This is a genomic window from Acidithiobacillus ferrooxidans ATCC 23270 (genome assembly GCF_000021485.1).
GTDB lineage: Bacteria > Pseudomonadota > Gammaproteobacteria > Acidithiobacillales > Acidithiobacillaceae > Acidithiobacillus > Acidithiobacillus ferrooxidans.
This window is the reverse complement of sequence record NC_011761.1, coordinates 100,086-122,403: the sequence shown is the minus strand read 5'-3', so window position 1 is coordinate 122,403 and position 22,318 is coordinate 100,086. Positions and strand designations below refer to the sequence as shown.

The window sequence follows — 22,318 nt, the reverse complement described above, 5'->3', positions numbered from 1 at the left end:
CGAAAACCGATGACCATAACGCCCACCCAAAGCCTGATTTTCGACCCGGAACTCATCCGCCGTTACGACCAGCCGGGGCCGCGCTACACCTCGTACCCCACAGCCCCCCATTTCCGCGAAGATTTCGATGAAAGATCGCTGCAAGGCGCGCTCGACCGCTCCAATACCAGCGGTCGCCCACTCTCTCTATACTTCCATATCCCCTTTTGCGAGCATCTGTGTTTTTACTGCGCCTGCACCAAGGTGGTCACCCGCCACCACGAATGGGGAACACCCTATGTCGCCCATCTGGACCAGGAAATGGCCCTGACGCGCGCCCACATCGACGGCAACCGTCCCGTGGACCAACTGCATTTCGGCGGCGGCACTCCCACTTTCCTCCGCCGGCATGACATGACCGTCCTCCTGGACAGCATCCGCAAACACTTCCTTTTGCTCCCGGATGATCGAGGTGAATACGGCATCGAAATCGACCCGCGCGCGCTGGAGCCCGGCACGCTCCGCCTCCTCCGCGACTTCGGCTTCAACCGCATCAGCATCGGGGTGCAGGATCTGGATACGGCGGTGCAGAAAGCCGTGCATCGCGAACAGAGTTTTGCACTCACTGCGGGTGTCATCGGCGAGGCGCGCCAGCTTGGCTTTCGCTCCGTCAGCCTCGATCTGATCTACGGCCTGCCCCTGCAGACCCCGGAAAGCTTTGCCCGGACGCTGGAAGCGGTTCTCGCCATGCGTCCGGATCGCCTGTCCGTCTTCAATTATGCCCACCTGCCGGAGCGGTTCCCGCCCCAGAAGCGGATTCCCGACGCGGACATCCCCAGTCCCGACACCAAGCTACGCATCCTCGCCGAAAGCATCGCCACCCTGCAGGAGGCCGGTTATCTCTATATCGGCATGGACCACTTCGCCCTGCCCGATGACGAATTGGCTATCGCACAGCGGGAAGGTAGTCTGTATCGCAATTTTCAGGGCTACTCCACCCATGCCGGGACGGATCTGTTGGCCTTCGGGATGAGCGCCATCGCCATGGTCGGTCCCACCTACAGTCAGAACATCAAGGATCTGGATACCTGGGGCACCACCCTGGAGAGCGGCCACCTACCGGTGGAGCGCGGCCTGCACCTGGGCGACGAGGACCTGCTGCGCCGCCACATCATCACCCGTCTGATCTGCGATTTCAGCCTGGATTTCGCCGCGCTGAACCGGCAGTTCGGCCTGGATTTCCACCAGCATTTCGCAGCCAGCCTGCCCGCCCTGGAGGCCATGGCGAGTGATGGACTCCTGCACATGGACGCTCACACCCTGACGGTCACTCCGCAGGGGCGGCTGCTGATCCGCCATATCTGCATGGCCTTCGACGCCTACCTCGCGCAAAAGCCGGTGCGTTACTCGCGGGTGATTTGAGGGGCAACGGCCAACTCTACCTACCAGGCCCGGGACTCGGGTCGGCAAGAAATGGCAGCATCAGGGGCTGTTGCCAGGTCGGACGCGGAGGGGGGGTAGCTCTCCACGAGCGACGGTCCCAATAGCTAAGTATTGCATTTCCCCGGCCACCATGTGTGGACACGCACAGCCCGACCCATTCCGGCAAGCGGCTGTCACCAGAGACAGCACAATGCCCCTGATATCGGGGTGCGACAATTTGCCGCATTTTACGGGAGTTCTGGTGGGCATAGGATTATTCACGTCGCAGGAATCAGATGTTGCCGCATTCCGGAACATGCCGGCGGTACGCCGGCGCTGGGATTTACGCTGGCGGCATGACTGCAGGGGACGGGTTGGGCGAGCAGCGCCAAGACGCGATTCATGCCTTGTTTTTAGGTAAAATTGCCGTATGGTATTGAGGTGCACCGTACACACCGAAAGGAAGAGGTGGCGACATGAAACAGTTGCAAATGGGATATATGGTTTGGGCGAGTAGTCTCATGCGGCGTTGGAAAACGGCCTTACCGATATCGCTGGCGGTGATTGTCTTATATGCGTCGGGATATCTGCTGGCAGGCGCACCCGTCGGGCTGACCACGTTATTGCTGATGAACCTCAACCCCATTCCGTGGCTCGGGGCCATCGGCGTGATAGCCTACTATTTTCTACAATATGATCGCTACATGGCAGATCGGGGCTCTGACGCGAACTGGTCCAAGTGGAAAGTATGGACATTTGTTGCCGGAATCCTGATGACGATGTTTCTTTGGGAATCTCCGCTCAATGCCTTTGTGCCTGAATCGATGACGCTGTACACCTTAAAACTCATGGGAGAGTTCGAACTGGCGGCACCACTGATCGTATTTGGAATTCCTTTTAAACTGATTGATGAAAAAACGAACGGCGCCTTCTGGAAGCTGTTGCGATTCATGCATCGCCCTTCCGTTACCGCAGTCATTCTGGCCGTGATACTGGTTATATGGGACATGTCCGATCAGATGTCCCTGGGCTTAAAAAGTCCGTTGGTTTTTGCCTTGCTGCCGGGCGTTTATCTGGTTTCAGGAATCATTGTCTGGATGCAATCTCTTCAGGTATTCCCATCGTGGCCGAATCTGCGTAACCATTTGCAAAAGGCGCTTTACGTGTGGATCATGGAAATGGCCATGATGGCGATGGGTGGCATCTGGTTCTGGAGCGCCATGAGCATGAATCCCGCGCAATCGTCCCATATGCTCTGGGGGCTGACCCCGTTGTTGGACGAACACCTTGCGGGAATGATGATGACTTTTCTTTCCCTGCCCACGATGTGCCTCGTAACCTGGCATTTCTGGCAATGGATGGAAGGTGTTCTGGAACACCACAGCGATCAGTCAGAATATACCGTCAACTGATCCAAAGGAGGCCCCTGCGCAGCCAGGATGACAGATGGCTCCAGGCGCGCGGCCTCCGTGCGGACTGACGGTCCCTGACCCTGAATTGCATGGTCTCGCTGGTCAAGTGTTCTCCCGCTTTTTCAGAATCAATACCTTGAAGCTTTCGCCCATTTCCTGCGGCAGGGTGAGCCGTTTGATCTCATTATTCAGGGCGAAGCGGCCGTCCTCACCCGCCTGCGCACAAAGGGTGCCATACACCTCGGCCAGCCCATGTTCCACCAGAAAACGGGCGAGATGGCCATAAAAGGCCACCTCCAGCCCGGCCTCCACCGCAGCGGTCATCAGCGCGGTATAATCCACATGGGCGGTGAGGTCGCAGAGGCCTGGCAGATAAAAGGGATCATCCAGCCAGTGGTGGCGATAATAGGCGCGCAGGCTGCCCATCTGCCGCTGGGGATGATAAAACTCTGCGGCCTCGTACCCGTAATCGATCAGAAGGATGGCGCCGGAGTCCAGGCGGGCGGCGACCTCGCGCAGCCAGGATTCGGCAGTGAGATTGATTTCCGTCCGATAGGGCCGGGGCCAATGCGTTACATAGGGCGCCAGCCGCGCCGCCAGAGGCGCAGCGACCGGCGGAGGCAGCATCACCCAATCCAGTGCCTCGCCATTCCAGCGCACGCCGCATTCGTGCAACTGCCCGGAGGCATCCAGCTCCAGCACCTGCACCGGCATGGCATCCAGCACTTCGTGGGCGAGCATCACGCCGCGCCAGTGCTCCGGCAGAGTTTGCAGATGCTGAATACCAGTCACGACTGATCGTTGCCGCGCCTGCAAATCGGGGCTGGGTTCGAGCAGGGTGTAGGGGGTGTCCGGCAAAATGTCCCGGATCTGGCCCGCCAGCGCGCCGCTCCCACCGCCAAATTCCAGAATGCCATCCGGCCCCAGATCGGGTTGCAGGGTCCGGGCCAGCACAGCGGCCAGCACCCGTCCCATTTCCGGTGCCGTGACGAAGTCGCCCGCCGCACCGAAGCGGGTCTGCCCCGCCATGTAATAGCCCAGCCCCGGCGTGTAGAGGGCGAGCTCCATATAACGACGAAAGGGGATCATCCCGCCTGCGGCATCGATTTCCCGCCGGATATGGGTCAGCAGTGCGGACGAGTGGGCCAGCGCATCGGCGTCCGGGGCGGGCAGACTTGTCTTGCGCGCCCCGTGAGAATGGGTTAAAAAATCGGGACGCTCTACGCGCATGGACACCTCTTGAAAGCTACCGGAAAAGTCGTTCTCATCACGGGCGCCGCCCGCAGGGTAGGCGCCGCCATTGCCCGCCAGCTCGCCGCGGAAGGCTGCCAGCTCGCCCTGCATTATAAGCGATCCGCCGCAGACGCCGAAGCCCTGGCGCAGGAGTTGCGCGCGCGGCATGGAACTGAACCCTTGTTGATCGCGGGCGACCTGGCTGCCCCGGAAACGCCAGCGCACCTGATTGATGCCGCTATCGGGCATTTTGGTTGCCTGGACGGCCTCGTCAACAACGCTTCGTTGTACTCCCCTGCGCCTTTCGGCGAAATCACGCCGGAAGACTGGGCGGCGATGGAGGCCGTGCATCTGCGCGCGCCACTCTTTCTGACCCAGGTCGCCGCACCGCATTTGCGAAAAACCGGCGGCGCCGTCGTCAACATCGGCGACATCCACGCCGAAATCCCCCTGCGCGGTTATCTGCCTTACAGTGTGACGAAGGCGGGTCTGCTGGCCCTCACCCGCGCCCTCGCCAAAGAGCTGGGGCCGGAGATCCGCGTCAACAGCGTCTCGCCCGGCGTGGTGCTCTGGGCCGAGGACAAGGACCCGCCCGACGGCGACCAGCAGGGACTCATCGAACGCAACGCCCTCAAGCGCGTCGGCAGCCCGGAGGATATTGCCGGCGCCATCGCCTATCTGCTTTTCGACGCGCCTTACGTCACCGGCCACAATCTCGTCGTCGATGGCGGCCGCATGTTATATTGACGGCCATGCGCTCAACCGTAAAATCCCCCATCCGCTTTTACAGCGAAGAAGAACTGGACGCCCTGGAGGCGGAAGACCCCCTCGCCGCGGCCAAAATCGCCCACGCCCAGGCCATGGCCGAACGCGGACTCGACCGCCAGAAACGCTACGGTCCCGACGACCCCCTGCCCGACCCTGCGGCTGTGGCAGAGGCGGTGCAGACGGTACGCCATATCCTCCACCGCGATGGCGGCGATATCGAACTGGTGGAAATCATCGAACGCGACGTGCGGGTCCGCATGAAAGGCGCCTGCGCCGGCTGCCCCAACGCCGTCATCGATCTCAAACAGGTGGTCGAGCGTATCGTCGGCGCCGTTCCGGGCGTGGTCAACGTGAGCAATACCTTTTGAAGGCGGGCGCGAATACGCCGCCCAAAGTCGGCTTCGTCAGCCTCGGTTGCCCCAAGGCCACGGTGGACAGCGAGCGCATCCTCACCCAGTTGCGCGCCGAGGGCTATCTGCTGGTGGGGGATTACGCCAACGCCGATGTGGTCGTCGTCAATACCTGCGGCTTTATCGACGCGGCGGTGGAGGAATCCCTGGAGGCCATCGGCGAGGCGCTGGATGAGAACGGCAAGGTGGTGGTCACCGGTTGCCTGGGTGCCCGCGAGGGCGGCGACTTTGTGCGCGGCGCCCATCCCAAGGTGCTTGCCGTCACCGGCCCCAACCAGGCTGGCGCCGTGCTCGACGCGATCCATGCGGCACTCCCTCCGGCCCACGATCCCTACACCGATCTGGTGCCGCCCCAGGGCCTGCGCCTGACGCCGCCCCACTACGCCTACCTCAAAATCTCCGAGGGCTGCAATCAGTCCTGCAGTTTCTGCATCATTCCCAGCATGCGCGGCAAGCTGGTCAGCCGTGCGCCGGACGATATTCTGCGCGAGGCCGAGGCGCTGGTGGCGGGCGGCGCCAAAGAACTGCTGGTGATTTCTCAGGACACCGGCGCTTACGGGGTAGACCGCAAATACCGCACCGCCTTTCACAACGGCCGTCCGCTCAAGACCCGCATCACCGATCTCTGCGCGGCCCTGGGGGAACTCGGCGTCTGGGTGCGTCTGCACTACGTATACCCCTACCCGCACATCGACGAACTCCTGCCCCTGATGGCGGAAGGCAAAATTCTGCCCTATCTGGATGTGCCCCTGCAGCACGGCAGTCCGCGCATCCTCAAGGCCATGCGTCGCCCTGCCGCCGCCGAAAAAACCCTCGACCGGATTCTCGGCTGGCGCCAGGCGGTGCCCGACCTGATCATCCGCAGCACCTTCATTGTCGGCTTCCCCGGCGAGACCGATGCGGACTTTGCGGAGTTACTGGATTTTCTGCGGGCGGCAGAGCTGGATCGGGTCGGTTGTTTCGCCTATTCCGCTGTAGAAGGCGCGCCCGCCAACGCGATCGCCGGAGCGGTGCCGGAGCCGGTCAAAGAGGAACGCCGCGCCGCATTCATGGCCGTGCAGGAAGCCATCAGCCGCCAGCGGCTACAACGCCGGGTGGGCCAGCGTCAGCGGGTACTGGTGGATGCAATGGCCCGGGGCGGCAGAGTCATCGCCCGCTCCGCCAGCGATGCCCCGGAGATCGATGGTGTGGTGCATCTGGGCAAGGCGGCGGGGTTGCAGGTCGGAGACTGGGTGGAGGTGGCGATCACCCGGGCGGATGCCCATGATTTATATGGGATGGTGGTGTCGGCCTGACCAGGGCCTTTGGTCGCTCAGGGCAGGCGACTGCCCCGCTCGATCCGCACCCCCACATCCCGTGTTCCGCGCACGGCGGCGGGTTTGTGCACCGTCACCTGCACCCAGGTCGCGCCGAATTCACCGCGAACGATATCCGCGATCTGCTCGGCCAGGGTCTCTACCAGCTCCACCTCCGACGCGGCGATATGGGCGACCAGGCGCTGGCAGATGGTCTGGTAGTTGATGGTGTTCTCCACCTTGTCGGTCCGCGCCGCGGCCCCCGCATCCCCAGCGATATCCAGATCGATGAGCACCGTCTGTTTGACCTGACGTTCCCAGTCGTAGATGCCGATGCGGGTGTCCACCTTCAGTTCACGTACAAAAAGAATATCCATGGTTATCCCGAAAAAAGCGGCAATCCGCCGCAGCTCGGCCTATAATAACCAATTTCCCGGCCAAAGCACTGCATGTCACTTCTTCTGGATGTTGCCCTGATCGGCGGGGGGTATGCCGTCGGTTCCATTGCCAGCGCCATTCTGGTGGCGCGCGCGCTGGGTCTGGGGGACCCGCGCCAGTCCGGATCGGGCAATCCCGGCGCCACCAATATCCTGCGCATCGGTGGCAAAAAGGCCGCCTTGCTGACTTTGCTCGGCGACCTGACCAAGGGCATCGTCCCCATCGTCATCGCCCGCCTGCTCGGACTGGAGGACTGGGCGCTGGCCGCGGTGGCCCTCGCCACCTTTCTCGGCCATCTCTATCCAGTGTTTTTTGGGTTTCGCGGCGGCAAGGGGGTGGCCACGGCGCTGGGTATTCTGCTGGCGCTCCTGCCGGTACTGGGCCTGTCGATATTGGGTGTATGGATACTGGTGTTCGCCGTGACGCGGGTTTCATCACTGGCGGCGCTGCTGGCGGCGGTCGGCGCGGTGCCTATCGTCTTTGCGGTCTCCGCCGCGACGAGCATGCGGCTACTCGTTCTGGTGCTGGCGCTACTGATCCTCTGGCGGCACCGCGGCAATATCCGCCGTTTGCTGGACGGCAGCGAACGTCCCTTCAAAAGGCGCTGAGACCGGTCAATCCCGGATGTTCCACTCCTGCATCCGGTCGCTGATCCAGTCCGCCAGTCGCGCCGCCGGGCGAAAACCGGGAACCAGCCGCTGCGCCTCCTGCGCTGCGGCCAGGGCACGGCGCATGCTGCCTTTATGCAGGTAGTAGCGGGCCAGATTCATCTGCGCCAGATGCGGGCTGTCGAAGCGTTTGGCCTTCAGGGCGCGGCGGATCACGAAGAGCGCCTCGTCTTCACGGCCAGCGTCCATCAGATACTCACCGAGGTCATTCCACGCCTGCCCCCACTCTGCATCGCAGGCGATGGCGCGGCGGCAGGCAGCGATGGCCCCGTGTGGGTCGCCGGAAGCAGACAGTGCCCAGGCGTAGAAGGTCCAGATCACCGCACTCTTCGGGCCATGTTCCAGTGCGCGCCGGAAGGCGATGGCCGCTTCCCGCGGATGATCCGTCTGCTGCCAGTCCAGGCCCTCCTGAAAGTCCACATCCTGTGCCGCCAGCTCGTCGACGATCATATCCAGAGAAAATGGCTCGTTCATCACGCTTCCTCCTCCGTCAGGGACCAGCGCGCCCGCACCGGGAAGTCCGCCGTGGCTGCCTGGGCCCGCTCCGTGTGCAGGGCACCGGCGAGAGCGATCATCGCCGCGTTATCCGTACAGTGCGCGAGATCGGCTATAAAGACTTCGACGCCTGCGGACACCAGGCCGTTCAGGGCCGCTCGCAGCGCCCGATTGGCGCCGACCCCGCCGGCCACGATCAGACGCCTCAGCCCGGTCTGCCGCAGGGCACGCTGGCACTTCGTGAACAGCGTCTCCACCACCGCGGCCTGAAAACTGGCAGCCAGATCGGCCCGCTTCTGCCCGTCGTCGGGCGCGATGGGCATGGAGGCCAGACGGAAGGCCGTTTTCAGACCGCTGAAGCTGAAGTCCAGTCCCGGCCGGTCCAGCAGTGGCCGCGGCAGGCGAAAAGCCTGGGCATCTCCCCCCTCCGCCAGGGCGGCCAGCGCAGGCCCACCGGGATAGCCCAGTCCCATCATCTTCGCCGCCTTGTCGAAGGCCTCACCGGCGGCGTCATCCAGCGTCTCTCCCAATAAAATATAGTCGCCGGGAGCACGGACTTCCACTAGCATCGTATGCCCACCGGAAACCAGCAAGGCCACCGCCGGAAAGGGGTCCACCTCATTGAGCAGCGGGGCCAGCAGGTGACCTTCCAGATGATGCACGGGGATCACCGGGATATCCCAGCCCATGGCGAGGCCGCGGGCGAAATTCACCCCCACCAGCAGGGCACCGATAAGTCCCGGCCCGGCGGTGACGGCGATGGCGTCAGGGCGCTGCCCGCCGGTTTGCGCCAGCAACTCGTCGAGCAGCAAGGGCAGGCGGCGCACATGGTCCCGCGACGCCAGTTCCGGCACGACACCGCCGTAGGGCGCGTGCAGGGCAATCTGGCTGAACAGCACTTCGCCGAGGAGGCCACGCTGGCGGTCATAGAGAGCAAGCCCCGTTTCATCGCAGGAGCTTTCAATGCCCAGTATCCGCTCAATCAAGGCAAGCCTCCTCCGGCTTTGAGTCGGGTAGACCGGGGAAGCGACAAATCGCATCCAGCGCGAGATTGATGGCATTGAATTCAATATGGGTGAGGGCATGGAGCAAGGCAAATCGACCAGCCACAGTGGTCAGCGCGCGACGCCGCGGTAAATTTTTGGGGTCCACGAGCAGTGGCCGGACAGGACGGCCCGGCGTCGTCAAACAGGATCGCGCGCCCGCTGAAGCCGACAGCGGCCAGCGCAAGGCCCGCACCAGAGCCACTTTTTGGTCAGAGTCCATCGCATCAAAGGCCGCGCCTGCCCCGCCACAAGACCCTGCCTGATGCTTTCCGCTGATTTCATCCATACCGCAATCACACCCGCTCCCGCCCTTTTGCAGGAATGAAAATATAGCACACACCGCTCGATAAGGGCTTCCGGCATCGTCCTGAAATGGGACTGTCTACTATTGTCAGGGCACCTCAGTTCATCAAGGACCGGGCGTCGGGCCGCAAGGTGACGGACTACCTGGTTTCCGCCACCATCGAGGCAATCAAGCCTAGTGGCTGCTGCGGCCGCAAGTGAATCCGACGCCGAAGAATCAGCCACTTGACCAGTCAACGGCCATTCCCGCGCCGTAGAGGTCCGGCTCCTGAAGGGGCCCCGTTATGATTTCCGCAAGGGACAAGTCCTGATACCCAAAAGCGTGTATGCGGGGCACCAACCCACCAGACCGGTGATTAAAGGAACAAGCCCCAACCATCCCCAGGGGGTTTTGGGTCCGACAAATACCAGTGCAATGACAATAATCCCGACAATGACCCGTATCAACCGGTCGGGCATGCCTTCGTTAAACAGTGAAGATGCAGACATTTTGAACTCCTTTTGTGCGCTCATCCGAACTGTATCGTAGGCTGTTTGTGGCAGATTGTCTGTGACTTACTCACCCAATGAATCAGGGATCAACATTCGGAATGCGCCAATTGACGGAGCGCTTGAGGATGAATGATCTGGATCTGTCCTGAACTACGCTGGATCCAGCCGCGTATTTCAAACTCTTTCAGAGCACGACTGATTACCTCCCGGGCTGATCCGAGTTCTGTGGCCAATGCCTGATGAGTGATGTGGATGAACGGCGTGGCGCCTCCCAACTCCAGAAGTTTTTTTGCCAGCCGCACATCGAGACGGGTAAAAACGACTTCTTCAACCAGTGCGAGCAAATCAGTCAAACGGTTTCCGTAGGCGTTGAAAACAAACTCCCGAAAAATGCCAGATTGCGCGACGAGACGCTCAAAAACAGATTGAGAAAGGCTGACGGCTCTAACCGCAGATTCGGTGATGCCCATGGCCGGATAGGGACGATGGCTGAACAGGCAAGCCGTCGTCAGAATGCAGGATTCTCCGGGTCCGATGCGGTACAATACGATTTCTCGTCCCGTCGCAGAAGTTTGCTGCACTCGGATTTGTCCCTCCAGCACCAATAAGTACTGATGGCAGGGCGCGCCTGCATGAAATACGATTTCACCCGATCCCCAGGTTATGGGTCGTGCAGTGATCAGCAGATTTTTTTCCGGACCGTCGTCAAGCCTTGCAAGGAGAGGGAAATTCTGAAACCAGTTATGCATGATGCTTATGCAACTGACGCAGGCCTGGAACATGCGGATGACCGTGCCGGATTCCCGAAACTACCGGGAAATTGTAGAGATGCTGGTGGTGGGCATCGTGCGCATACATGTGCGTACGTTTCATGGCGTTGTGGGTATGCCATATGCTCGTGACACTCCTTCAAATACATCCAGATACCCCAGGCCATCCATGCGGCGGCCGCCAGAAGCGACATCCTGATCGCCTCACCGAATGAATCTCGACAAACCCCGTGAGGAAACGTCCCAAACCGCCTCACACACAGAAATTCTGACACTCCCGCTTTCAGGTTACTTAGTCCCCCGTGACGTCAGTTTTACCACATTCAAATAGCTACGTGCACGCGCATCGCCCTGCTTGGCAGCTTTCGTCCACCAGTGGAGAGCCTCGGTGGTGCTACTTTTCACTCCGTCGCCCTGGTAATAGGCAACTCCCAGATTCGTTTGGGCACTGGGATTCCCCTGATCAGCAGCTTTTCGATACCAGTACACAGCGCGTGAAAAATTTTTGTCCACTCCATTACCATAGTTATAGGCCACACCCAGATTGTTCTCAGCACTCGCATCACCTTGGGCAGCCGCCTTGCGGTACCAATAAACCGCCTTTTCATAATTTTTGGGTTTGCCCTGGCCACTATAGTAGGCGTAGCCCAGAAGGTTTTGTTCTTTGGCTGTCAGGAGGGCGGATGAAGGACGAGTTACTGCCATTGGTGTTGTCGACTTGATCGCAGGGGTACTGACAACCTTGTTGTCAGAAATCGGCGTCACAGATGTAGAACTGCTTGTCCCTGCGGGTGGCTGTTCATCTGTTCGAGCGACGACCTGAGTGTGGTCGCGCAACTCCGCCTGCGCAGCAATCTCTTGCCGTACTTTGGTCAGCATGGGTTGCGCACCCTGATAGCCTTGGGCTACTGCCAATTTATACCAATACAATGCAGTGCGGTCGCTTTTCGGGACGCCATTACCGTAGTAGTACACCTCGCCCATGACAAACTCGGCCAACGGGTCACCTTGAATGGCTGCCTTGCGCGACCAGAATACCGCCTTGCGATATTTTTTCTGAACACCGTAGTAAATTCCTAGCCAGTTTTCGGCGGTTTTGTCCCCGCTTTTAGCTGCCTTTTCAAGGGTGCGTAATGCACTGGCATCCCCCGCACGAGCCTGAGCGCTGAGCATTTCTCCCTGCGCATGAGTCATAGCGTAGGCCGATGAGGCCGCGCAGCAAAGCAGTAAAGAGGGCAACCACAGCAACAAATCTTTTTTTATATTCACGCTGCTACGGGCCTAAAGATGCGTTTTTAGTTTTGGCAAACAAACTATCGGTGCTTTAACCAATGATGCTGTCATCTTTCTCCATCTCTCTTGTTTGAAAACGAATGTCGCTTCACCTGGCACGATGATGACGCTTCGCAAGCCACTTGCTTGCTTCGGTCTGATTAAAGTCAAGCAAGAACGATGCCGCCTAACATGCCTATTTTATTCATTCATAAACAATATGCTACAAAAATATGGGCAGATTTGGTTTATTTTTTTGTGACGTTACGTAACCCGGTATAACCAGCGTGTAAAAGAAGTAACGCGCCATGCCCGGCGCACACGTTTAGCTTGAGGGACACTCGAGGCGATTGTTGGACGAAGCCGCTACGCGGAGGAGTCGCCGGCTGCGGCGCCACGAATTATTCAGCCTGTGCTGCTCAGCGTGGCGGTGCTCAACGCGCTTGTGGTGAGCTGGCTGATCTGGATGCAGCCGGAGTACGGACGGCGGTTCGTGGCGTGGGTGCTGCGCGGGAAGGCGGCAAAGGCGGACTGAACGGGTCCGCCGCCGCTTTCGCTGACTCCGGACCGATTCCGCGCCTCGGCTCCCGACCCTCGGACTCGGCGCTGCGTCATCCGCACCATGTCGGACTTCGCAATCATCGGCTGGCGCTCATCCCTTTCTCACCGCAGCGCAACCGCCTCGAAGCGCGCGATGACGGCACCCTTCTCGTCGAGCAGGTCGAGATGCCCGCCGACGATGCGGTAGCGCTCCACCTTGCCCAGCGTTTGCAGGAACTCGCGTTCGTATTCCATGCCGGTCAGGCAGGCGCGCAGCGTACTGACCATCTGGCGCAGATGCAGCTTGTCGCCGTCGACCTTGAAACTGCCGGTCACGGCGTTGCAGCCGCCGGCGCCGGACACGCGGTCGCCTTTCGCGGAAAACACCAGATGCGGTTCCTGCTTCCTGACGGCGCCCGGGAGGCTGATCGCCTGCCCATTGAGCTGCACCAGTTTCCAGTAGGTGCCGCGCAGCGCGATGTGGGTCGCCACCATGCCGCAGCTCAGGCCGGGCTGGATGTCGGTGAACTTCTCGACGACCAGGGTGGCACGCGGCGGCTGGCTTTCCTCCGCCGAAGGACGCGAGGCGATCCGGCCATCCAGGCGCACATACAAGGCCTGCCCGGACTTGTGAGGCGCGTCGACATACGCCCGTTCCAGCGCTTTGAAGTCTCCCTCCATCGCCACCGGCATCCGCCGACCGTCTTCGCACAGGGTGATCGAAGCGGCATCGGCCATGTAGGAGAACATGCCGGTCAGTTTCAGCTCCGGCTCGACGAGCGCCAGTCGGGGCAAGCGCCGCAGCGGCACGTTGTAAGGCGATGTGGCGAGCTTGCCCCGCGCATCGAGCGGCCGCAGCAGGCCGCCCGCGTCTTCCACATCGAACAGCAGTGTGGACCTGTCGCTCTGGAACAGCTTGAGCACCCCGAGTGCGCTGTCATACTGCCAGCGGCCGATGCGATCGATCGGCTTGAGCGTCGGTTTGTCCACGTAGGTGGTGCGCAACTGGTACTGCCCGCCCGGAAGCAGATCGAGATGCCAGCGGACCAGGCTGTCCGCCCCCGGCACCTCTCGCTCATAGGACGCGGGCAACTGCTTGGCGAATATCGAGAAACGATTGCTCTGCGCGCGCACCAGCAGCAGTTGCACCGGCGCAGTCGTGCCGGTGAACTCCAGATGGCGCGCCAGCGCAACGAACAGCATCCGACCGGGCACACTCACCATGGCGTTCACGACATAGTGCCCGTCGGGCTGGATGGCCGCAGCGTCGTAGTCAATGGCGAAACGAAATGGCGGTTGCCCGGCGGGATCGAGGATCGCGCGGCCCAGCGTCTTCGGTGCCGCGCCCGTCTTCGACACATCCTGCAGCGTCGCCTCGAATACCGCGCTCGGCGGCAGCATCATGCGTTCGCGGTAGGTCGCGGTCCCCTCCAGTGTCGCCGCCTGCGTCAGCCCGGTGCCGGCCAGCGCCAATGCGAACAGCAGCACGCACCGTGCCAACAGGCTCCCCGGCGAACGCCCTTCGGGCGCGGGTGAATGTGATGGTTGTCGCTTCAACATGATTCCTCCCTCGTTGGTCTCATTGCGCGTTGGTGGATGAAACAGCCGCCTCGCCCGCGCGAACCGAGGCGAGGAAATCGAGCATCTTTTGCAGCGCTTCGCGCCCGGCAGCGCTGTCGAGATTGAACTGATACTCATGGGGTAGCGCCGGTTGGCGGTTCGCCGGGAAGAACAGGGTCTCGACCGGAACACTCAGACTGCCGAGCTTCTTCGCCAACGCGACGGCCTGCGGCTCCAACGGATCACCGTTGCCGCTGGAAATGAAACTCGGCGGAAAGGCGGCGGTGACATGCGGCGTAATGGACATCAGCCGGAAGCGCCGGTCATGCAGGAACTTCTCCGTTCCCGAATAGGCCCAGAGCACGGTCTTGAGGAACCAGGCGTAATTGCCGTGGTAGTCCACCGCGTCCAGGTCGTAGGCGCCGGAGAGCAGCAGGGTGGCGGCAATCTGGTGTGCCTTGAGCGACGGCGTGATGCCGACCTCACGCGCATAGTCCGAGTCGGTGCCGAGCAGCGCGATCTGCGCGGCGATCTGCGCGCCGGCCGAATCGCCGGCGAGGATGATGCGCCCTGGGTCGACGTGCAACTCGGTGGCGTGCGCAAGCAGATAACGCAGCGCAGCGTTGACCTGCTGCACCGGCCTGGGATAGGCCGAACCGAAGCCGGTGGAGTATTCGACCCCAACCGTGGTGTAGCCGTGGCCCGCGAGGATTTTCAGATAGTTGGCGATGCCGCTTGTGCTTCCACCGATCCAGCCACCGCCATGCACCCAGACGATGGTCGGCAAGGCGCCTTTGCGGCCTTGCGGGAAGTAGAGATCGAAGGTCTCGTCCGCCCCCTTGCCGTAGGCAATGCCGGTGCGCGCCGCGATGCCCGGCGGCACGTATCGCGCCAGCGCCGCGTCGGTCGCCTGATCTCCCTTGGCGAACATCTGGGAAAACACGAACACCGAAGGCCATGGGCTGAACTTGAACGCAAGGGCGAGGGCCGCGATCAAAACGAGAAAACCGACGCCGAACCAGAGAAAAAAGCGTTTCATGGACGATTTTCCTTTGCGGCAATTGCTGCCTGCTCGTCGACGACTGCGACGACGACACTATATAACCATGGCGCTGACAGTGCCATCGGGGTCGGCCACGTCGAAGTCGAAACCGGCGTCGCGATCTCGCCCCAAACGCCACCGACGCAGGCAGGCCCTGCAACCCGGGGGCATCCGTGCAAGGCCCACGCCTGAAGCATGCCGCTTCGATGCGCGTGCCGGCACCGGGGCCTCCGTTCTCAAGAAAATGCAGGGCGCCCCAGTTTCCCCGACCCCCACGGGAGGCGGGCCGGCGAGCAGACCCTGGGGCGCTTAGAAGCTCGACCCCGGTTGGTCGAGAAAGGCAAGTTCCTCGTCGGTCGATTCGCGGCCGAGAATGGCGTTGCGGTGCGGGTAGCGCCCGAAGCGGTCGACGATGGCCTTGTGCCGCAGTTCGTAGTCGTAGTTGTCCGCCAGGCCGTTGGCCTTGAACAGTTGCTCGGCGACGACGTGAATCGCCGGCGATTCGCTGTGCATATAGGGCATGTAGACGAAGTTGCGCTGTTCGGCCGCCAGCGCCCGATCGGCACCGCGGGCCACCGCCTCCTGCGCCAGCGCGAGAGCCAGGGTGTCGGCGGCAAAGGCGCGCGGATCGCCGCGGAACATGTTCCGCGAGAACTGGTCGAGCACGATGATTTCCGCCAGCCGCCCCTCGGGCCGGTCACGCCAGCCGTACAGTTCGCAGCGCACCGCCTGCGCATGCAGCGCGCCAAAGCGGCTGCGGATCAGCGCGTCGAACGCCGGATCGGCCGCCCACCACTGCGCCGGCGCGATCTCGTGAAACCAGAAGTCGAGGACATCGGAGAACATGGCGATTCGTCCTTCATGCATCTTTTCCAGACCTGTTATTCTGCACCTTCATCCCCTCCATGCCGAGGGGTTGTTAAGGCCTGCAACCCAAGACCATCGACGCCTATGCCCGCACCCTGAGCTACCGGGTGTTCTATCTCACCCTCTACAGCCTCGGCCTGCGGCATAGCCACGCGACGCACCTGCCGGCGCTGCGCGGCTTTATCACGCAGCGTCCAGCGACCGAAGGGAGCGAGGTTGAGCGCCGGTTAGGACCTCATCTGCGGCCCCACCGCCACTTCGGCGGTTCACCCTTGAACCAGCAGACCACCAGGAGTGCCGCCGTGAGTATACCGATATAAGAGAAGAACTCTACCGGCCGTTCCTCAGGCGACACCAGCAAGATGATCGCCGCCATCCCCACGCCATAGGCCACCAAGACCGCCCATCCTTGCCACGCGGTGGGGATGCCCCAGCCCCAGCCATAGGATTTCGCGGGAAACCGGTACTCCTTACTACCCCACCAAATCGCTCTCCGGCTGCCGTACCACCTGCCCGAACCACACATAAAACGCCGGGATCACAAAGAGCGAAACCAGCGACCCGAAGCCCAGACCGCTGACAATGACCAGTCCCATGGAGAACCGCGCATCGGCATTCCCGCCACTGGCGAAGAGCAGGGGTATGGCGCCGGCAATCATCGCCGCCACCGTCATGAGGATAGGGCGTAGGCGCAGGATTGCCGCTTCCGCCACCGCATGGCGCCGGTCGAAATGCTTTTCCTCCTGCATGACACGGGCAAATTGCACGATGAGAATGCCCTGTTTGGCGATCAACCCGATGAGCATGACCATACCCACTTCGGAATAAATATTGACGCTGGAGGCGCCCAGCGCAATGGGCAGCAAGGCCCCGAAAAGGGCGACGGGCACCGCGGTGAGCACCACCAGGGCGTCGCGAAAGCTATTGAACTGCGCCGCCAGCAGCAGCAGGACCATCAACAGCGCAAAACCAAAGGTGACCACCAGGGCACTGCCCTGATGCATGTACTGACGGGACACGCCGGCATAGTGGATCTGGTCCCCGGCGGGCAGGATTTTCTGGGCATGGTTCCGCAGGAATTGCAGGGCTTGGCCCAATGACACCCCTGGTGCCGGATTGGCCTGAATGAAGACCGCGGGCAACTGCTGGAACTGCGGCAGGAAAGTGGGTGCCGGTCGCGACTTCAGGGAGACAAAGGTGGACAGTGGCACCTGCGCGCCGGATGGGGTCTTGATGGTGTAGGCCTTCAGGAAATCCGGATTGGCGCGCAACGCGGGCGGCACCTGGGGCACGACGCGGTAGCTGAGGCCGTCCATGTCGAAATAATTGACATAGTTGCCGCCCAGCAGGGTTTCCAGATTCTGCCCGATATCCGCCATGCTCAGACCGAAGGAGGCAGCCATCTGGCGATTGATATGAAGCTCCTGGATCTGGTTGTTATACTTAAGATTTTTACAGACGAAGGAGAACAGGCCGCTGGCTCTGGCCTCCCGCACCAGCTTGCCGGAGACGGCGTCCAGTTGATGGTAACCGCCGCCGGTACTGGTGAGCACGAACTGCACCGGCAGCCCCACCGCCGCTCCCGGCAAGGGCGGCAGGCCGAAGGCGGAGAGCTTCATGCCCGGCACCTGCTCGGCCAGTTTCTGCACTTTTTCTTTGACCTGCTGGGTGGTGACACTGCCGCGCTCGGGTTTGAGCACCACACCTGCCATCACCTCGTTGTTCAACAACATGCCGCCGATACCCACCCCATTGACCGCGAAGCTGTGGCTGCGACTGTCGATTTTATTGAAAACCGTCTTGGTCAGATAACGGTCATAGGCGTTCATGTACTCCAGGGTCGCCGTCGGCTGGGCGACGCCGTTGACATAGACGATGCCCTGGTTGGCGGGAGGTGCCAGCTCGCTCTGGCTGATGGAAAAGAGGAAATAAATGCCGACGGTGAGGATCAGCGCCAGCGTCACCGTCGCCGGCCAGACCCGCAGACTGGCAAAAAGGACACGCCCATAGAAAGCCTTGAGCCGGCCGAAAAGCTGATCCACCAGATGCGCCATCCGCCCTTCGTGCCCGGCCTTCAAGACCCGCGAGGCGAGCATGGGGGCGAGGGTCAGGGCGGCCACCATGGACAGCAGCACCGTGGCGACAATGGTAAAGGCGAATTCGCTGAACAAATGCCCCACCAACCCGCCGATGAAGGCCATAGGGGCGAAAACCGCCACCAGCGTCGTCGCCATGACCAGGATGGGGCTGGCCAGTTCACGGGCGCTGAGCAGCGCCGCGTGCAGGGGCGTGGCACCGTTTTCGATATGCCGGTGGACGTTTTCGACGACGATGATGGCGTCATCCACCACCAGCCCGATGGCCAGCACCATGGCCAGCAAGGTAAGCAAATTCAGCGTGTAACCGAGGGCATGGAGGATGGTGACCGCCCCCACCATCGCCACCGGGATGGCGAGCACCGGCACGATCAGCGCCCGCCACGAGCCCATGAAGAAATAGATCACCAGGATGACCACCAGCAGCGCGAGGGCGATATTGACTTCCACTTCCTGCAAAGAGCTTTTGACGAACTGCGCGCCATTGTAGATGGTGTAGCCCTTCATGCCCGGCGGCATGGTCGAGTCCAACTGGGCCATCACCTTTTGAATCCCCTGGGACACGTTCAGGGCATTACTGCCGGGAGCCTGCTGGATGCCGATATTGACCGCCGGCTGGCCGTCCACCATGACGGATGAGTCATATGTCTGAGCGCCCAGGGAGACTTTGGCCACCTGTCCCAGTCGAATCGGCACCCCATGCACCGTCGCCACCACCAGATTGCGGAATTCCGCGGCGCTGTGCAGGCGGTATTGGCACTCAGGGAGACTGCCGTGTACTGACCGCGCAGGCGCCCCACCGCAGCCACAAAGTCGTTCTGCTTCAGGGCGGTACTGATCTGTTCCGGGGTAATGCCGAGCACGGACATCTCCTGCGGGTCGAGCCAGATGCGCATGGCATAGGTGTTGCCGTTGGGTCCGGTGCCCGGCGGCAAGATGGAAGTCAGGCCCACCCCCGGCACGGACTGGATGGCGGGTTGCACCACCCGGGTCAGATAGTCGGTGATCTGCTGCTGATTGAAACCTTTACCATGGTAGCTCAACAACATCAGGTAGGCGCCGGAGCCGGACATTTCCTGCACCACCGGCTGCATCACCCCCTTGGGGAGCTGATTGAGGACCGTATTGACCTTGCTCTGCACCTGTGACAAGGCCGCGTTGGGATCTTCGCCCATGCGCATATAGAGGGTGAGAATGGAGATGCCGTCCTCACTCACCGCCGTCATATAGTTGATGCCGGGGGCTTGCCCGACGGCTTTTTCCAGTGGCGCCGTAATAAAGGCATTGACGGTTTTCGGGGTGGCACCGAAGTAATGGGTGGTCACCGTGATCATGGAGCTGTTGGTCGGCGGATATTCGGTGATGGGCATCAGGCCGAGGGAACGCAATCCGAAGAAAAACAGCACCAGACTCAGGGAGATGGCAAGGATGGGGCGGCGGATAAAGGGTTCGGTGAAGTGCATGGAAATCCTTGGAAGACTCAGAGATGCACAGCGTTATTGATGCGCACATGGTCACCACTGTGCAGTTTGACCTGCCCCGCGGTGACTACCAGGTCGCCCGCCTTGAGGCCGGAACGGACCACCACCTGGTTACCGCGCTGCAGGCCCGTGGTCACCGGCTGCTCTTTGGCGATCAGGGTACGGTCCGGTCCCGGGGTCAGCACATAGACAAAGTCCCCATAGGTATTGAAGCTTACTGCCACCGTAGGAATCATCAGGCGTGCCGTGGGTGCCTCCTTTTGCAGGACGACGCGGACGAACATGCCCGGTTTCAAGCCCAGTGGCGCATCGACGAGGGCGCGAACGCTGACTGCCCGGTTTTGCGCATCCACATGACTGGAAACTGCCTGCACTTTGGCACTGTAATGGCGCAGGATAATCCCGTCATGCACGTCAAGTTGTATCGGCCCGCCCGCCCGCACCGCCTGCACATCACGCTGAGGTACCGTGAAATCGGCGTAGAGCGTCTGCAGGTTTTCGATATGCACCACCGGCATACCCGCATGGACATATTCCCCCAGGTTCACGGTACGCAACCCCAATACTCCGCTGAAAGGGGCACGGATCTGCGTATCCGCCAGAGACTCCTGCAAGGCCGTCACCCGGGCCTGGGCCACGCTGGCACCATAGCGAGCCTTATCCAGTGCAGCGGTAGAGATGCCGTGGATGGCAAAGACCTTCTCGGCGCGCTGATAATCCACCTGCGCGAGGTCGGCCTCGGCCTTGGCGGCCTGCAACTGGCCAGGCAAAGCGCCGGGGTCGAGAGACAGGAGCAGTTGTCCCTTTTGCACTGTGGCACCGGAGTGAAAGCCGATATGCTGCACCACCCCCCCGGTCTGAGGACTGAGCACCGCTCCCTGTTGCGGCACGATCTCGCCCACGGCGGTCAACTCACCCGCCATCGACTCGTTTTGCGCGCGCGTGGCAGAAACGGTGACCACCGGGTTGGCCGCCGCCGCCAGGCGTGTGTGCAACCGACCCTGACGCCATTGATACCAGCCATAAACACCGCCAAAAAGCAGCACGACAACGATACCCAGTAAGAAAAAGGCCTTCTTCATGCAGGGGCTCCCGGAGATTGGTGAATGGCGGAATGGGGTTGCGCGTCGCTGGCCGTGCGGGCATCACCGGCTTCGGGCTGCCAGCCGTCGCCCAGCGCCACAAAGAGCGCCACGCTGTCCAGATAACGCTGACCACGTGCGCTGATGGCAGCGACCGTGTCCTGTTGATATGCGATTTCGGCATCGAGCACCGTGGCATAGTCGGTGGCGCCGTCACGGTAGCGGGCTTCCGCCAGACGCAGGGCGGCCCCGGCGGCAGTCTGTGCGGCCAGACGATGTTGATAGGACGTGTCGGCGCCCTGCAAAGCACGCAGGGCATCGGCCACTTCACGAAAGGCGTCGAGTACGGTGCCGCGATACTGGTCGCTGACCGCTTTGTACTGGTCAAGCGCCGCACGACGTTGGGCATGGAGGGCGCCACCGTTATAAATCGGCGCCGCGATCCCCGCCCCCAGGGACCAGAGGGTCGAAATCGGGTTGAAGAACATCCCCCCGGTCATGGCCGCCTTACCGATGTCGGCGGTGATATTGAACTGGGGATACAGATCGGCGGTGGCCACATCGGCCTGCGCCGCAGCCACCTTCAGCTCCGCCGCTGCGGCCTGGATATCCGGGCGCTGCGCGGCCAGAGCCGAAGGCAGGGTGGTGGGCAGGCTGGACGGCAATTGCAGACTGGCGAGTGTCGGCATGGGCAGATCCGTATCGGGGGACTGGCCCAGCAAAGCCGCCAGCCCGTGGCGGGCCACCGCCACATCGGCCTGCAAGGGGGCAATGCGCGCCTGCGCGGCTGCGGTGATGGCCTCCTGTTGATCCACACTTTGCAGATTCTGATAACCCAACTGATATTCCTGCTGCAGCAGGCGCAACAGACGGGCATCGGCAGTGGCGATCTGCCGGGCGGCGTCGAGCTGAGCCCGCGCCGCAGCACCGTTGATTACCGCCCGGCTCACGGCCGCCGCCAGAAAGACTTCACTTTGATGCAGACTGGCACGACTGATCGCAGCCCGGGCCCTGGCCGCATGTACCAGATCCTTCTGGCGACCAAACACGTCGGGGTTGTAGCTGACGTTTATGGTGCCCAGCAGCAGGCTATAGAGGTTGCCGGGAATGCGGTAGCTTGCCCCGCCATTCGCGCCGGTGCGTTGTGCCCGTCCACGACTGATTCCGGCACCGGCACCGACACTGGGCAGCAGTCCGCCCTGGGCCACCGCGATCAAGGACTGCTCACGCGCCAGGGCTGCCCGCGCCGCCTGTATATCCGGGTTGGCCTCCATGGCCTGCCGGATGTAGCCGTTCAGGGCGGACGAATGAAAGAGCGACCACCAGGCCTGAGATTCCTGCTGCGTCCACCGAATCCGCTGCGGCCCGCCATGCAAGTCCAGGGGATGGGCGTTATAGGCCGCAGGCGCCCGCACATTGGGCGCACCAGGCTGCGGCCCCACCGCGCAGCCGGCCGCAGCGACAATCCCGAGCAAGACGCCCAGCCGGGCCATGCCCGGGGCGGATCGCCCCGCCTTCTGCCGCCTGTGGCCATGCGGATACCTGGCGTTTTTCATGCAAACCCTCATTCACTCGATCAACCGGGAAGATGGATGCGCTCCAGAAGCGCAAACAGAGACTGCAATACCGTCATCGCAACCGATCAAA

21 protein-coding genes and 1 pseudogene are annotated in these 22,318 nt (G+C 61.8%); 6 read left to right on the top strand and 16 right to left on the bottom strand.

The genetic code is table 11. From position 1 onward, the window contains the following. The first annotated feature begins 9 nt into the window (after window positions 1-9). Together hemN and AFE_RS00620 are read left to right on the top strand one after the other, a co-directional pair. Entirely contained in the window at window positions 10-1,401 is a 1,392-nt protein-coding gene (gene hemN, locus AFE_RS00625) for an oxygen-independent coproporphyrinogen III oxidase (protein WP_009564895.1), read from the top strand. Between the two features lie 476 nt (window positions 1,402-1,877). Beyond that, window positions 1,878-2,813, top strand: a complete 936-nt coding sequence (locus AFE_RS00620; RefSeq protein WP_012535968.1) for a cytochrome c oxidase assembly protein — start codon at window positions 1,878-1,880, stop codon at window positions 2,811-2,813. A 102-nt stretch (window positions 2,814-2,915) separates the two neighbouring features. On the opposite strand, the gene AFE_RS00615 is transcribed toward AFE_RS00620, so the two are convergent. Continuing rightward, window positions 2,916-4,043 (bottom strand): class I SAM-dependent methyltransferase, encoded by a 1,128-nt coding sequence (locus AFE_RS00615; RefSeq protein ID WP_012535967.1) that lies wholly within the window; start codon window positions 4,041-4,043, stop codon window positions 2,916-2,918. 9 nt (window positions 4,044-4,052) lie between these two features. Here AFE_RS00615 and AFE_RS00610 point away from each other — a divergent pair, with 9 nt between their 5' ends. The 3 genes from AFE_RS00610 to rimO are packed head-to-tail and all read left to right on the top strand — an operon-like array spanning window position 4,053 to window position 6,519. Further along, window positions 4,053-4,793: a pteridine reductase gene (locus AFE_RS00610; protein WP_012535966.1), complete on the top strand. Its 741-nt coding sequence runs from the start codon at window positions 4,053-4,055 to the stop codon at window positions 4,791-4,793. Window positions 4,794-4,798: 5 nt separating this feature from the next. Next, window positions 4,799-5,182: a NifU family protein gene (locus AFE_RS00605; protein ID WP_012535965.1), complete on the top strand. Its 384-nt coding sequence runs from the start codon at window positions 4,799-4,801 to the stop codon at window positions 5,180-5,182. Beyond that, window positions 5,179-6,519 carry a 30S ribosomal protein S12 methylthiotransferase RimO gene (gene rimO, locus AFE_RS00600; protein ID WP_009560743.1) on the top strand — a complete coding sequence of 447 codons (1,341 nt, stop codon included), beginning with the start codon at window positions 5,179-5,181 and terminating at the stop codon, window positions 6,517-6,519. Before AFE_RS00605 ends, rimO begins: the two co-directional genes overlap by 4 nt. Before the next feature lie 17 nt (window positions 6,520-6,536). Here rimO and folB read toward each other — a convergent pair whose 3' ends face one another. After that, window positions 6,537-6,896, bottom strand: a complete 360-nt coding sequence (gene folB / locus AFE_RS00595; RefSeq protein WP_012535803.1) for a dihydroneopterin aldolase — start codon at window positions 6,894-6,896, stop codon at window positions 6,537-6,539. 72 nt (window positions 6,897-6,968) lie between these two features. On the opposite strand from folB, the gene plsY reads away from it, so the two are divergent. Then, the gene (plsY, locus tag AFE_RS00590) at window positions 6,969-7,565 is read left to right on the top strand and encodes a glycerol-3-phosphate 1-O-acyltransferase PlsY (RefSeq protein ID WP_012535802.1); all 597 of its coding nucleotides are present in this window, start codon (window positions 6,969-6,971) and stop codon (window positions 7,563-7,565) included. Between the two features lie 6 nt (window positions 7,566-7,571). Here the strand turns inward: plsY and AFE_RS00585 are convergent, their stop codons facing one another. The 14 genes and pseudogenes from AFE_RS00585 to AFE_RS00525 form a co-directional block, all read right to left on the bottom strand. Then, window positions 7,572-8,099, bottom strand: coding sequence for a tetratricopeptide repeat protein (locus AFE_RS00585; protein WP_009560746.1), 528 nt, complete (start codon window positions 8,097-8,099; stop codon window positions 7,572-7,574). Next, window positions 8,099-9,106, bottom strand: coding sequence for a tRNA (adenosine(37)-N6)-threonylcarbamoyltransferase complex transferase subunit TsaD (gene tsaD, locus AFE_RS00580; RefSeq protein ID WP_009560747.1), 1,008 nt, complete (start codon window positions 9,104-9,106; stop codon window positions 8,099-8,101). Before tsaD ends, AFE_RS00585 begins: the two co-directional genes overlap by 1 nt. Further along, complete coding sequence (locus AFE_RS00575; protein WP_012535801.1) at window positions 9,099-9,452, bottom strand: DUF455 family protein; 354 nt, start codon at window positions 9,450-9,452, stop codon at window positions 9,099-9,101. The genes tsaD and AFE_RS00575 overlap by 8 nt, the downstream gene beginning before the upstream one ends. Before the next feature lie 299 nt (window positions 9,453-9,751). After that, the gene (locus AFE_RS15420; protein WP_009560750.1) at window positions 9,752-9,958 is read right to left on the bottom strand and encodes a YgaP family membrane protein; all 207 of its coding nucleotides are present in this window, start codon (window positions 9,956-9,958) and stop codon (window positions 9,752-9,754) included. Between the two features lie 89 nt (window positions 9,959-10,047). Beyond that, complete coding sequence (locus tag AFE_RS00570) at window positions 10,048-10,710, bottom strand: Crp/Fnr family transcriptional regulator (RefSeq protein ID WP_012606500.1); 663 nt, start codon at window positions 10,708-10,710, stop codon at window positions 10,048-10,050. Between the two features lie 309 nt (window positions 10,711-11,019). Next, the gene (locus AFE_RS00560; protein WP_225487358.1) at window positions 11,020-12,000 is read right to left on the bottom strand and encodes a tetratricopeptide repeat protein; all 981 of its coding nucleotides are present in this window, start codon (window positions 11,998-12,000) and stop codon (window positions 11,020-11,022) included. A 408-nt stretch (window positions 12,001-12,408) separates the two neighbouring features. After that, window positions 12,409-12,645, bottom strand: a complete 237-nt coding sequence (locus AFE_RS16300) for a hypothetical protein (protein ID WP_012535797.1) — start codon at window positions 12,643-12,645, stop codon at window positions 12,409-12,411. 21 nt (window positions 12,646-12,666) lie between these two features. Beyond that, window positions 12,667-14,103, bottom strand: a complete 1,437-nt coding sequence (locus AFE_RS00555; protein ID WP_012535796.1) for an META domain-containing protein — start codon at window positions 14,101-14,103, stop codon at window positions 12,667-12,669. Window positions 14,104-14,122: 19 nt separating this feature from the next. After that, on the bottom strand, window positions 14,123-15,142 hold the full coding sequence (locus AFE_RS00550; protein ID WP_012535795.1) for an alpha/beta hydrolase: 1,020 nt from the start codon (window positions 15,140-15,142) through the stop codon (window positions 14,123-14,125). A 312-nt stretch (window positions 15,143-15,454) separates the two neighbouring features. Beyond that, a complete protein-coding gene (locus tag AFE_RS00545) occupies window positions 15,455-15,991 on the bottom strand; it encodes a DUF924 family protein (RefSeq protein ID WP_012535794.1) in 537 nt (178 codons plus the stop codon). Window positions 15,992-16,247: 256 nt separating this feature from the next. Further along, the gene (locus AFE_RS16565; RefSeq protein ID WP_009560889.1) at window positions 16,248-16,409 is read right to left on the bottom strand and encodes a hypothetical protein; all 162 of its coding nucleotides are present in this window, start codon (window positions 16,407-16,409) and stop codon (window positions 16,248-16,250) included. A 76-nt stretch (window positions 16,410-16,485) separates the two neighbouring features. Further along, window positions 16,486-19,571, bottom strand: a pseudogene (locus tag AFE_RS00535) (efflux RND transporter permease subunit). Window positions 19,572-19,588: 17 nt separating this feature from the next. Next, the gene (locus AFE_RS00530; RefSeq protein WP_012535792.1) at window positions 19,589-20,671 is read right to left on the bottom strand and encodes an efflux RND transporter periplasmic adaptor subunit; all 1,083 of its coding nucleotides are present in this window, start codon (window positions 20,669-20,671) and stop codon (window positions 19,589-19,591) included. Next, entirely contained in the window at window positions 20,668-22,227 is a 1,560-nt protein-coding gene (locus tag AFE_RS00525) for an efflux transporter outer membrane subunit (protein WP_009565495.1), read from the bottom strand. The genes AFE_RS00530 and AFE_RS00525 overlap by 4 nt, the downstream gene beginning before the upstream one ends. Window positions 22,228-22,318: the final 91 nt, after the last annotated feature.